16 protein-coding genes are annotated in these 12810 nt (G+C 34.7%); 14 read left to right on the top strand and 2 right to left on the bottom strand.

The window, feature by feature from the left end; all coding sequences use genetic code 11:
* Positions 1 to 110: 110 nt before the first annotated feature.
* Positions 111 to 359 (bottom strand): ferredoxin, encoded by a 249-nt coding sequence (locus ACYFX0_RS06765; protein ID WP_001151993.1) that lies wholly within the window; start codon positions 357 to 359, stop codon positions 111 to 113.
* 299 nt (positions 360 to 658) lie between these two features.
* Between ACYFX0_RS06765 and ACYFX0_RS06760 the strand changes: the two genes are divergently transcribed.
* The 12 genes from ACYFX0_RS06760 (at position 659) to ACYFX0_RS06705 (ending at position 10627) form a co-directional block, all read left to right on the top strand.
* The gene (locus ACYFX0_RS06760) at positions 659 to 1720 is read left to right on the top strand and encodes a YpbB family protein (protein WP_063675152.1); all 1062 of its coding nucleotides are present in this window, start codon (positions 659 to 661) and stop codon (positions 1718 to 1720) included.
* Complete coding sequence (gene recQ / locus ACYFX0_RS06755) at positions 1710 to 3239, top strand: ATP-dependent DNA helicase RecQ (protein WP_000762978.1); 1530 nt, start codon at positions 1710 to 1712, stop codon at positions 3237 to 3239. The genes ACYFX0_RS06760 and recQ overlap by 11 nt, the downstream gene beginning before the upstream one ends.
* Positions 3239 to 3802 carry a CPBP family intramembrane glutamic endopeptidase gene (locus ACYFX0_RS06750; protein ID WP_001025781.1) on the top strand — a complete coding sequence of 188 codons (564 nt, stop codon included), beginning with the start codon at positions 3239 to 3241 and terminating at the stop codon, positions 3800 to 3802. Before recQ ends, ACYFX0_RS06750 begins: the two co-directional genes overlap by 1 nt.
* 22 nt (positions 3803 to 3824) lie before the next feature.
* Positions 3825 to 4304, top strand: coding sequence for a LysM peptidoglycan-binding domain-containing protein (locus ACYFX0_RS06745; RefSeq protein ID WP_001231548.1), 480 nt, complete (start codon positions 3825 to 3827; stop codon positions 4302 to 4304).
* 67 nt (positions 4305 to 4371) lie between these two features.
* Positions 4372 to 5148, top strand: a complete 777-nt coding sequence (locus tag ACYFX0_RS06740; protein WP_000637788.1) for a metallophosphoesterase — start codon at positions 4372 to 4374, stop codon at positions 5146 to 5148.
* Positions 5148 to 6023, top strand: coding sequence for a MerR family transcriptional regulator (locus ACYFX0_RS06735; protein WP_001142722.1), 876 nt, complete (start codon positions 5148 to 5150; stop codon positions 6021 to 6023). Before ACYFX0_RS06740 ends, ACYFX0_RS06735 begins: the two co-directional genes overlap by 1 nt.
* Before the next feature lie 77 nt (positions 6024 to 6100).
* On the top strand, positions 6101 to 6709 hold the full coding sequence (locus tag ACYFX0_RS06730) for a genetic competence negative regulator (RefSeq protein WP_001235399.1): 609 nt from the start codon (positions 6101 to 6103) through the stop codon (positions 6707 to 6709).
* Positions 6710 to 7020: 311 nt separating this feature from the next.
* Positions 7021 to 8307: an NAD-specific glutamate dehydrogenase gene (gene gudB, locus ACYFX0_RS06725; protein WP_000225173.1), complete on the top strand. Its 1287-nt coding sequence runs from the start codon at positions 7021 to 7023 to the stop codon at positions 8305 to 8307.
* Positions 8308 to 8387: 80 nt separating this feature from the next.
* Positions 8388 to 8597 carry a hypothetical protein gene (locus ACYFX0_RS06720; RefSeq protein ID WP_000426765.1) on the top strand — a complete coding sequence of 70 codons (210 nt, stop codon included), beginning with the start codon at positions 8388 to 8390 and terminating at the stop codon, positions 8595 to 8597.
* Positions 8598 to 8691: 94 nt separating this feature from the next.
* On the top strand, positions 8692 to 8928 hold the full coding sequence (locus tag ACYFX0_RS06715; RefSeq protein WP_002083150.1) for a DUF3961 domain-containing protein: 237 nt from the start codon (positions 8692 to 8694) through the stop codon (positions 8926 to 8928).
* Positions 8929 to 9007: 79 nt separating this feature from the next.
* A complete protein-coding gene (locus tag ACYFX0_RS06710) occupies positions 9008 to 9538 on the top strand; it encodes a peptidoglycan recognition protein family protein (protein ID WP_001240655.1) in 531 nt (176 codons plus the stop codon).
* A gap of 108 nt (positions 9539 to 9646) precedes the next feature.
* Positions 9647 to 10627, top strand: a complete 981-nt coding sequence (locus ACYFX0_RS06705) for a YpdA family putative bacillithiol disulfide reductase (protein WP_001168517.1) — start codon at positions 9647 to 9649, stop codon at positions 10625 to 10627.
* Positions 10628 to 10662: 35 nt separating this feature from the next.
* On the opposite strand, the gene ansA is transcribed toward ACYFX0_RS06705, so the two are convergent.
* Positions 10663 to 11637, bottom strand: a complete 975-nt coding sequence (gene ansA / locus ACYFX0_RS06700) for an asparaginase (RefSeq protein WP_000822011.1) — start codon at positions 11635 to 11637, stop codon at positions 10663 to 10665.
* A gap of 179 nt (positions 11638 to 11816) precedes the next feature.
* Between ansA and ACYFX0_RS06695 the strand changes: the two genes are divergently transcribed.
* Positions 11817 to 11990, top strand: coding sequence for a YpfB family protein (locus ACYFX0_RS06695; protein WP_000413849.1), 174 nt, complete (start codon positions 11817 to 11819; stop codon positions 11988 to 11990).
* 129 nt (positions 11991 to 12119) lie between these two features.
* Complete coding sequence (cmk, locus tag ACYFX0_RS06690) at positions 12120 to 12797, top strand: (d)CMP kinase (protein ID WP_000361254.1); 678 nt, start codon at positions 12120 to 12122, stop codon at positions 12795 to 12797.
* Positions 12798 to 12810: the final 13 nt, after the last annotated feature.

The following is a 12810-nucleotide window of genomic DNA, read 5'->3' as shown; positions in this document are numbered from 1 at the left end:
ACCATTAGTAGTGTGGAACTACTAATGGTTTTTTATTAAGGAAAATAAAATTTAGATACAAAAAATGCCCCTCATCAATATGAGGGGCATTTTTTGAAGTTAATAAAAGACTATTCAAATTTTAAAGCGTCTCCGTCGAATGATTCGTCAGCAACTTTAATTGAGTCAGTTGGACAGCCTTCGAATGCATCCATCATATCTTCAATTAATACATCTGGAATTTCAACGATACCTTGGTTATCGTCTAATGTTACAAATGCAATACCTTCATCATCATAGTCATAAATGTCTGGTGCAGCAGCGCCACAAGCACCACATGCAATACAAGTATCTTTATCAACGATTGTATATTTTGCCATCTTTTTTCCCTCCTGATAATATGTATGTGAAAAGCTTGCCATAAAAATTATAACCTTATTGTAAAACGGTTTGTAAAACTTTTCAACATAAAATTATAATGATAATGCTTATCAATTAGAGTGTCAACTTATTTTTGAATTATGTCATAAGATTTTCAAAATACGTAAATATGATTTCGTTTGATACAATAGAATATATACAAGTATATAGTTCTTATTATGATAAGTTTAATGAGCGACAGTAGATAGTGTAATTGTACTGAAAAGAATGAAGTTAAGATTGGAAGGTGGAAGCGGTCATGCAAATACAATATACTTTGTTGCATTGTTTAAAACAATTGAATGGTGAAAGAACCGTTTCATCTATTTATTATTTACTAAAGGGCAAACGTTCTTCGCAAACTTTACAAGATGGAAATATGTTTAGAATTTCTTTTTTGTTCGGAATATATAAATCATTAAATAGAAATGACTATGATGGTGAAGTTGTAAAGTTGTTGCAAGCAGATTTTATTCAAGAAATACATGAAAATACATATGTGTTAACACCTAAGGGTAAAACGCAGTTACATAAATGGGAGGAAGTTTATGCTTTTCCAGCGCATTTGCATGGTTTACATTATGGAGAATTAGGTGAAACATTTTGGAAAAGATTTTCATTGATTATTCAAACTATATCAAATTTACAACAGAATAATACTAAGTTTATCCCGATTCAACAAGATACAGAAATAATGATGTGGGTGAAACGTTTTCTAACAGGAAGGCCATATAAGAGAAGTGAATTGGCGAGAAAACTGTGGACGGAAGTACATAATCTTTTAGAAAAAAGTAATGCGATAGAAGCGACGATTGTAACATATCGACTAACGGGTTATGAACGGATTGGTTGTACATTGCAACAATTAGCAGAAATTACGAAACAAGATATGTTCAGGGTGTATTTTTTATTTTGGGGTACGATGCATTTCTTTATACAAGAAGTTCGTGATAAAGAAAATGAATTTCCGCTATTAGCTGAAATTATATCTTATCCAAATGAGAGAGCTGAACTATTTAGTTTATCCACGAAAAAAACATATAATTTTTGGAGACAAGGGCGTTCTTTAGAAGAAATAGCAACGATTCGGAATTTGAAGGTTGCAACGATAGAAGATCATTTTGTTGAAATTGCTTTGCGAGAAAAAGATTTTTCTATTGAAATGTTTATGGAAAAAGAAAAGATAGACAAAGTAATAAAAGTAATTGAAGCATTGCAAACGCGGAAGTTACGTGTTTTGAAACAAGCGATTGGAGAAGATATCTCTTATTTTGAAGTTCGTCTTGTATTAGCGCGGATGGAGGGTGTAAATGAAACTTGAAGAATATTTATATAAGTGGTTTGGATATTCTGAATTTCGTCCAGGTCAAAAAGGAGTTATTACAGATTTATTAGAAGGAAAAGATGTGATAGCAATGCTTCCGACTGGAAGAGGAAAGTCTATGTGCTATCAGTTTCCGGGGCTTATGCGAGAAGGAACAGTGCTTGTTGTATCGCCGTTATTATCTTTAATGGAAGATCAAGTGACACAATTAAAGTATGTTGTGAAAAACCGAGTGATAGCATTTAATAGTTTTCGGACATTAAATGAAAAAAGAGAAGCGATGAAAAAATTATCTTCATATAAATTTATTTTTGTTTCACCAGAGATGTTACAGTCGGAGTTATTAATTAGGGAATTGAAGAAAATTCATATTTCATTATTTGTTGTTGATGAGGCTCATTGTATTTCTCAATGGGGTTATGATTTTAGACCGGACTATAAGAAACTAAATGTAGTTATTGAAAATATTGGTTCTCCTACAGTGTTAGCATTGACAGCCACAGCGACAAAAGGGGTACTGCAAGATATCGCAGACAGTTTAAATTTAAAGGGTGCCGCGGAACATGTATACTCTATTGACCGTCCTAATATTGCAATGGAGGTGCAATTTGTAGAGACGATAGAAGAAAAGAAAGAGGCGCTTTTGGAGCAGGTGATGTATTTACAAGGGCCGGGGATTGTATATTGTTCAAGTAGAGCGTGGACAGAAAGGTTAACGGAATACTTGAGAGGGAAAGGTGTTACTGGTGTAGCTTTTTATCATGGTGGTATGGAACATGAAGAGCGTATGTTAATTCAACAGCAGTTTATGAACGATCAATTGCAGCTTGTAATATGTACAAGTGCATTTGGTATGGGGGTAAATAAGGCGAATACGCAATATATTATTCATTTTCATTATCCAACTAATATAGCTTCTTACTTACAAGAAATCGGAAGAGCTGGAAGAGATGGCAAACCGAGTATAGCTATTTTATTGTGTAGTCCGTTGGATCATGATTTACCACTTTCAATCATTGAGGATGAATTGCCAAGTAAGTCGCAAATACAATTTTTATTTTCTTTACTACAAGAAAGAATGTTTCAAACGAAAGAATTACCAATAGAAGATGTAGAAGAAATTTGTTATAATGCAGCAAGATTTAATGAGCAATATTGGCGTTTCGTTCGTTATCATCTCGAACAGGTTGGAATTATACAACAACGAAGATTATTATTAGAGGGTTTGTCAGATGAAATTATGAACCGATTAATAGCTGAAGTAGAAATAAGGTTGCGTAATAAATATAGTGAATTAGAAAATATGAAGTCATGGATACGAGTTAAAGGATGTAGACGTGAATATGTGCTGCAACAGTTCGGTTATAGGAAAGAGAAAGAGTTAAATAATTGCTGCGATTATTGCGGTATTACAAAAGAAGATTATAAAAAAAGACGAGCGCAACAATCGGATTTCGACTATAATTGGGAAACAGAGTTACAAAAGCTTTTCGGCCTAGAAAAGATGGAGGAATGATGAACATTCAAAGGCATAATGTTGAAGATATGAGTCCGCAGGAAATAAGGCTGAATCTATATATAACACAGTTAATTATTATCGGTATTGGCTGTTTACTAGCATATATATTATTTCAAGATGTAAAAGAAGTGTTTAATTTATGGAAATGGGAACCAGTATCTATACTTATTATAGGTGGTTTGTTAGCGATTGGTATTGTGTTATTAGATTATGTTGCAATGCGAGTGTTTCCAGAGTCTTGGTTTGATGATGGTGGTATTAACGATAAGATGTTTCGAGGAATGTCGGTTCTACATTTACTCGTTATTACGTTCGTAATCGGTTTTGCAGAAGAATTTTTATTTAGAGGTGTAGTGCAGACTCATTTTGGAATTGTAATTGCGAGTTTAGTATTTGCAGTGTTACATATTCGTTATATAACAAAGCCATTTTTGTTTTGTTTCGTCTGTTTCATTAGTTTTGTCTTTGGTTATGTATTTGAATGGACAGGGAATTTGTTTATAACAATCTTTGCACACTTTCTTGTTGATTTTATAATGGGACTCCAATTAAGAAAATAAATGGAAGGTGGTGGTGAACAACATGAGGAAACGAATTCCTGATTTTGAAGAGGAATTAGAAGTTGAGCGAGTGGAAGAAAAAGAAAGTTTACCGCCGCGTAGTGAAATTCATAGAAATAAAGAGAAAAAACAAAAGTTTAAAATAAATCACATTTTCGTCCGGGTTTTAACATTTCTATTCATTCTGCTGCCAATTAGTATTTTGTGGTATACGGATAAATATATTCAGGTGAAGGGCGATAGTAATAATGCCGGGAAAAGTGCGTTTGAAGTAATCTTCTTTGATTCAGCTAAATCTGATTCACAGAAACAGTCTGAAAAAGCGATAACGCATACTGTGAAAGAGGGAGAAACTTTAGAAAGTATAGCGAAGCAATATTTTTCGGATGAAAATGGGATTGAAGTCATTAAAAAGTATAATAACTTGCAAGAAGATGAAGTGAGTGCAGGGCAAGAATTAAAAATTCCGATAAAAGATAAATCCACAAAGCAAGAGAGCTAGTGAATTAAGCGATCACAATTTGTTATAAAAGCCTAGGATTATCTTTATGAGGAGGGGAGTAAAAAATATGATATGGATTATATTATTCAGTACTCTCATAGGCATTGGGATTTTATTACTTCTTGTGATGTATAAAGAAGCGACGCGTAATACGGTGTTGGAACATACTTTAGTATTTAAAGAATTTCCGAAAAGTTTTCAAAAAGTAAATGTGTTTTTTATTTCTGATATTCATAGAAGAGTTATTTCGAATTTGTTAATTGAACAAGTAAAAGGAAAAGTAGATCTAGTAATTATCGGAGGAGATTTAGCAGAGAAAGGTGTCTCTTTATCAAAAATCTCTGCGAATATTCAAAAGTTAAGAGAGATAGCTCCTGTATATTTTGTGTGGGGAAACAATGATTATGAGATAGAATATCATGAATTAGATGCGTTATTATTAGAAAATAACGTAAAAGTTTTAGATAATACAAGAGTGGTATTTGAGTCTGAATTAGGAGAGAAAATTTGTTTGCTCGGTATAGATGATGTTGGATTGCACCGTGATCGTCTAGATTTGGCATTGGCGGATTGTAAAGAAGAAGGTTTTCGTATCTTAGTTAGTCACAACCCTGATATAATAAAAAAGATGTCTGGAAATGAGCAGATTTCACTTGTATTAAGTGGACATACGCATGGGGGACAAATCCGATTATTCCCATCTAAAAAATATTTAAAAGGTGGCGTATATAACCATTTGAATACCATTCTCTTTGTTAGTAATGGGTACGGAACAACATTGATACCACTTCGTTTCCGAGCACCTGCTCAAACACATATTATTACATTGTGCGGAGGGAAATGATGCCAACTCTTAGTGGAAAATATAATATAAAAGCTGTTTCGAATATAATTGGAGTTCAGCCGAGTACGCTTCGTGCATGGGAAAGACGATATCAAATTATTGCCCCAAAGCGGAATCAAGCTGGGCATCGTTTATATACAGAAGAACATATTCAAATTTTAAAATGGTTAATGGAAAAAGTTTCTTCCGGTATGATGATTGGACAAGCAGTTCAGTTATTAGAAGAGAATCGTTTGCAGAGTACAGTTCAAAAAGAGATACCTTTCGATAAAGAAGTTGTTTTAGTGGACGATTTGCTACAAGCTTTGTTAAAATTTGATGAAATTACAATTACTGCATTATTAAACGAAGCTTTTAGTATATATTCAACAGAGAAGGTTGTTGCCAGTATCGTTCTTCGAGTGACAGACAATTTATTAATGTCAAAAAATAATAATGAGATTTCAATGGCGCAATTCCAATATGCACTATCATTTTTACAAACGCGTCTAGGAATGGTGTATCACAATGCCTCAATGTTTTCCTCTTTACACAAAGTTATTGTGTTAGAAAAGAATGCATTGCAAGGATTTATTTTTTCAACGTATTTACGCTTAAAAGGATATGAGGCGATATATATTAGGACAAGCTTAGCTGAAGATGGTATGTTGTCAGCGGTAGAAGAAATACAGCCGAAATATGTATTTGTATCTTTTGCTGACGAACAAGAAATGAAAAAGACGATGAACTTTATAAATTTATTACAAGAAAAAAGGGAATCTCTTTCTGTTGGCTTTATCGGAAAGCTAGGCGTTCTAAACCAGTTGGACATTGAAACAACCTTAATTGGTGATACAAAAGAAGAATGGGATGAATGGTTAAAAATGTCGGAATAGTTGTTCGAAAAGAACCATCTATTTTCTATTTCATATAATAAAAATTAGATGCATTGGTTACGTAGGGAGGGTATGAGATGAGGCTGGAACGATTAAATTACAATAAGATAAAAATTTTTCTAACATTTGATGATTTATCTGAACGAGGATTAACGAAAGAAGATTTATGGAGAAATGCGCCGAAAGTACAGCAATTATTTCGTGATATGATGCAAGAAGCAAATAAGGAATTAGGATTTGAAGCAGATGGTCCGATTGCAGTTGAAGTATTTTCTCTACAAGCACAAGGGATGGTTGTAATTGTAACGAAAGAAAATCAAGAAATGGATACAGATGATGAGTTTCGTGACGAGTTTATTGAAATGCAAGTGACTCTAGATGAAAGTGAGCATATATTATATGAGTTTGCTACGCTAGATGACATAATTAACCTGTCGAATCGCTTATATAACCTTGGTGTAACTGGCGGAAAGCTATATACGTGGGATAAGCGCTTCTATCTTTGGATGGAAGAAGAGGAACAAATTCAATTGTTAAAGGCGGATTTTATAGCTATTTTAGCGGAATACGGTAATCCGTCTACCGCAACTATTTATCGCATCATGGAGTACGGTAAAGAATTAATGGATTTTAATGCGATAGAACAAATACACAATTACTTTGTGAAAAAACAAAACCTCAGCTAATACAACATAGCTGAGGTTTTGTTTTTATTTGGATAAGGGAAGGGATGATTGTAAATACTCCAACATACTTTTTTAAAATAAAATATGCAGTTTTATGGGAGTATGTTTGAGTAAAATAAAAAATATTTAAATATTTAAGTATTTTACTTTTCTAAAAGTAATAAAAGGACTATAATAATAGTGAAAACGCTTGCAACAGAAAATAGTTTGTATATATTTGTTAGCGTTTTCTATTGCATTCCAAATTTAAGGGTGTATACTAGGCAATGAAGGTTTACTAAACAAGTGAAATTACAGGGGGTTTACTTACTATGGTAGCCGAAAAGGGAACTCAAACAAAAACACAACAACAAAGGGAACAACATTTTGAACTATTGAATTCAACACAAATTGTTATTAGTGAAGCGTTAGAAAAATTGGGTTATCCAAACGAAGTATATGAATTATTAAAAGAACCAATTCGTATGATGACAGTGAAAATACCAGTTCGTATGGATGACGGGACTGTTAAAATATTTACAGGGTATCGTGCACAACATAATGATGCTGTTGGTCCAACGAAAGGTGGAATTCGCTTCCATCCGAATGTAACAGAAAATGAAGTGAAAGCACTTTCAATCTGGATGAGTTTAAAATGTGGTATTGTTGATTTACCATATGGTGGAGGTAAGGGTGGAATTATCTGTGATCCACGTGAAATGTCATTCCGTGAGTTAGAAAGATTAAGCCGCGGTTATGTACGAGCAATTAGCCAAATCGTAGGTCCGACGAAAGATATTCCAGCTCCAGATGTATTCACAAACTCTCAAATTATGGCATGGATGATGGATGAGTATAGCCGTATTGATGAATTTAATTCACCAGGATTTATTACAGGTAAACCGCTTGTATTAGGTGGATCACATGGCCGTGAAACAGCAACAGCGAAAGGTGTAACAATTTGTATTCGTGAAGCTGCGAAAAAACGTGGCATTGATATTAAGGGTGCACGCGTTGTTGTCCAAGGGTTCGGTAATGCTGGTAGCTTCTTAGCTAAATTTATGCATGATGCAGGTGCGAAAGTTATTGCAATCTCAGATGCTTACGGTGCGTTACATGATCCAAACGGATTAGATATTGATTATTTATTAGACCGTCGTGATAGCTTCGGTACAGTAACAAAGCTATTTAACAATACAATTTCAAATAAAGAATTGTTAGAACTTGATTGCGATATTTTAGTTCCAGCTGCAATTGAGAACCAAATTACAGAAGAAAATGCTAATGATATTAAAGCGAAAATCGTTGTTGAAGCTGCAAATGGTCCAACAACATTAGAAGCGACTAAAATTTTAACAGATCGCGGAATTTTACTTGTTCCAGACGTGTTAGCAAGTGCTGGTGGTGTAACAGTATCTTACTTTGAGTGGGTACAAAATAACCAAGGATACTACTGGACTGAAGAAGAAGTAGAACAACGTTTAGAAAAAGTAATGGTAAGATCATTTGATTCTATTTATGAAACAGCACAAGTTCGTAAAGTGAACATGCGCTTAGCGGCGTACATGGTTGGTGTTCGTAAAATGGCTGAAGCAAGCCGCTTCAGAGGTTGGGTATAAAATATTATATCTTGAGAAAACGTGATTTCCTTTCGAGGGAATCACGTTTTTTTGTTGAAGTATTAAATGAGGTGTTATATATGGAGAATGAAATGCTGGAACGAGTAGAACAATTAGAAGAAAAGGTTAAGAGGTTAGAGGGAGAACTTGCAAGAACGATGAAAGCTCGAAAAGTAAGTACCGTTAGAATGTTCGGGGAAGGGCTACTGTTTTTGATATTTGGTGTGGTTGTAGTAGGGCCGATTATTGCCGTTGTAATCTCAATTTTTACTTGGCTTGCTGAAAAATAAAATAAAAATAAAAAAAGAACGCTTGTTCTATACGAACAAACGTGCTATACTCTCCTTAGATAAACAAAACGGAAATGATTTTAAGGAGAGATAAATGATGAAAATGACAGTAGACCAAAGATTTATGATGCCAGCAGATGTTGTAGAGCGAGTGGAAGTATTACGAAACAAACAAAGCAAGCGTGGCACATTATTACAATCGGTAAATAAATTTTTCGGTTTAGATACGAAAGAAGATTGTGTTTGGTTTTACGGTTTTTATGGAGTGGCTGTAAGTATCTTGTTGTTTATGGTGTTCACTTCAAATATTTTCGATTTTCTCTTCGTGTAAGAAATATGCGATAAGGACGTTGCTACCGAATACATATATAAGGAAGTAAGGTAATCTTCTAGAGCGGGAGTTGGTAGCAATGGCGATGTTTCCTATAGAACGCAACTATATTGGATATGGAAGTTCACGGCCGGGGATTCCTCTGACTAAAGTGAGATTTATTGTAAGCCATGATACGGGGAATCCAGGAAGCAATGCGATAGGAAATCGAGATTACTTTAATGAATTACAACCGAAAGCTTCGGCGCATACATTTATAGATGATAAAACAATATTGGAGATTATTCCTATAAATGAAGTTGCGTATCATGTTCGATATGGTGTGCCGACGGATAATGACTTATACGGCTATGACGCGAATAAGGCGGCCATTGGAGTGGAACTTTGTTATGGCGGTGATGTTAACTTTTGGGAAGCATATAATCGTTTTACATGGTATCATGCGTATTTATGCCAAAACTTTGGCTTAAATCCGAAAAAAGATATCGTGTCACATAAAACGCTTGATCCAGCTAGAAAGATTGATCCTGAGAATGTATTAGGGAAACAAGGTATTAAATTTCAGCAGTTTTTAGCAGATGTCTATCGGATGTACGTTTCGTTTAGATGACAAATATATGAAAAATGAATACAATAAAGATAGGTACCTACTGCTGTAAGTAGGTTTTTTCTTGTTTTTATAAATAGTGTATTGGTAGAAGACTAGGAGTGGACGAGTATGCAGAAAGAAACAGTTATTATAATCGGAGGCGGTCCGTGCGGATTAGCGGCAGCGATTTCGTTGCAAAAGGTAGGGATAAATCCGTTAGTAATTGAAAAAGGAAACATTGTAAATGCCATTTATAATTATCCAACTCATCAAACATTTTTCTCTTCTAGTGAAAAATTAGAAATTGGTGATGTAGCTTTTATTACAGAAAATCGTAAGCCAGTTCGAAATCAAGCGCTTGCGTATTATCGTGAAGTAGTAAAACGTAAATCTGTACGTGTAAATGCTTTTGAGCGAGTGGAGAAAGTTCAAAAAGATGGAGGAGTTTTTCAAGTTGAGACGACAAAGTGTGACGGAAGTAAAGAAACATATATAGCGAAATATATTGTTGTAGCAACTGGATATTATGATAATCCAAATTATATGAATGTTCCAGGTGAGGGATTGAAGAAAGTAGCTCACTATTTTAAAGAGGGGCATCCTTATTTTGATCGAGACGTAGTAGTTATAGGTGGGAAAAATTCGAGTGTAGATGCCGCATTAGAACTTGTTAAAGCTGGTGCGCGTGTAACGGTACTGTATCGTGGAATTGAGTATTCGCCAAGCATAAAGCCTTGGATTTTGCCGGAATTTGAGGCGTTAGTACGAAACGGTACAATTCAAATGCATTTCGGGGCTCATGTGAAAGAAATTACTGAGCATACATTAACGTTTACAGTTGATGGTGAAGTTTATACAATCCAAAACGATTTTGTATTTGCGATGACTGGTTATCATCCTGATCATAGCTTCTTAACGAAGATGGGTGTTCAGATTGATGAAGAAACAGGACGTCCAATTTATACAGAGGATAGAATGGAAACGAATGCTGAAAATATTTTCATTGCAGGTGTCATTGCTGCTGGAAATAATGCAAATGAAATATTTATCGAGAACGGTAGATTTCATGGAGATGCGATTGCGCAAACCATTGCATCAAGAGAAAAATAAAAAGGAGTTGTCGAGAAAATCTCGACAACTCCTTTTTATTCGTGCATAAACATATTTTGAATGGATTCATGAGAATTTGTATTCTCTAATGCGACAAGTAATTTAATACGTGCTTTTTGTGCATTTAAGCCGTATGTGAATACAACGCCCATATCTTTTAAGTGTTTACCGCCACCTTCATACGAATATACGTCTTGAACGATACCGTTGAAACAGCGAGAAACTAATACGACAGGAATACCTTTATTTAATAATCGTTCTAGACTAGGAAGTGTTCTTGGAGGTAGATTACCTTGTCCGAGCGCTTCGATAACAATACCGTCTACAGGAAGATTTTCGATTGCTGCTAATAATGTATCATCCATGCCAGCATATGCTTTTAGAACAACTACATTTTTAGACACTGTGTTTATCGTATATGTTTCATGATGTACTAAAGCGTGATGGAAGACAACGCCGCGTTTTGTTACCATTCCAATTGGTCCGTATTGTGGGCTTTGGAATGTTGCGACATTACTTGTATGTGTTTTCGTTACATTTGTAGCGCAATGAATTTCGTCATTTAATACGACTAAAACACCTTTTTCTGCAGCTTCATCACAACTAGCAACCTTTACAGCTGATAAGAAGTTATATAGGCCGTCAGCACCTAATTCATTGCTAGAGCGCATTGCACCTGTCACAACGATCGGAATAGTTGCTTGTACTGTTAAATCTAAGAAATAGGCTGTTTCTTCTAATGTATCAGTACCATGCGTAATGACTACGCCATGAATGTTGTCTTGTTTTACTCTTTCATCAATGATGACTTGTAATTGTAACATTTCGCTCGGTGTCATATGGGGAGATGGTAAATGGAACACATCTTCAACGATTAAATCAACATCGCCTTCTAAATCAGGAATGAATTTTAAAAGAGGATTTTTTTCACCTGGTTGTACGACTCCAGTTTCTTTATCCTCCTCCATTGCAATTGTTCCACCTGTGTGTAAAACTAGGATTCTTTTCAATTCTTATACCCCTTTCAAGTAAAAAATACATTTAGAACATAACATGTTTTTAGTAAATTCGACAATGGAAATGTATAAAAGTATGCCTCGCAAATGACAATAAAATTAACTGCTATATGTACGATGTATAAAATTACGAAACGAGATGTGTAAATATAGTATAGGAGGGAGCAATTACGGTGGAAAAGATGGAGAGAATTTTTATTCGTATATTAATAATACAATTTATTTGTCTTTCTGTTGTGCAATTGTTATTTATACATAAGTCATCAGTGAAATATTTATCTAAAATTGTTTATTATGAAGGTGTCATGGTAAAAGACAAAGCGGAAATCTTACAGGTGAATAGGTAGTTTTCATTTTCTTCTATGAAGGATTATGCTACAATAATTGAGGATTTAATGACGTGAAGCAAATGAGAAGAAGCAGGGTGAACACCTGCTTTTCGTTTTGTTTTATAAGTGAAAAAATGAGGTGTTACAATGGATAAACGAATTTCAATTGCTATAGATGGTCCAGCAGCTGCTGGTAAAAGTACAGTGGCAAAAGTTGTTGCGAAGGAACTTTCTTACGTTTATATTGATACAGGCGCAATGTACCGTACGCTTACATATGCAGCCCTTGAACAAAAAGTAGATATTGAAAATGAAGAGCAGTTAATGGAAGTTGTAAGGAATGTAAATATTGAATTTCAGCAAGGAGAAAATACACAGCTTGTATTTTTAAATGGACAAGATGTTTCTGAAGTAATTCGTACACCTGATGTGACGAATCGAGTATCTATTGTAGCAAAGCATCGCCTTGTTCGTGAAGAAATGGTACGCCGTCAGCAAGATTTAGCGAAAAAAGGCGGCGTTGTAATGGACGGCCGTGATATTGGTACACATGTATTACCGGATGCTGAAGTGAAAATCTTTATGCTTGCTTCTGTTGAAGAAAGAGCGGAAAGAAGACATTTAGAAAATTTAAATAAAGGTTTCGATTCTAATTTAGAGCAGCTAAAAGAAGAAATTGCTCAGCGTGATAAATTAGATTCAGAACGCGAAGTTTCTCCACTAAAAAAGGCTGATGATGCATTGGAATTAGATACGACTTCTTTATCAATTGAAGAAGTTGTCCAAAAAATTATGAGTATTGTTTCAGGAGTGTTTGCGAAATAAAGAAAGGGGATGA

Source organism: Bacillus sp. NEAU-Y102, assembly GCF_054788175.1.
Note: the sequence above shows the minus strand (reverse complement) of the source record. Positions and strands in the feature narration are given on the sequence as shown.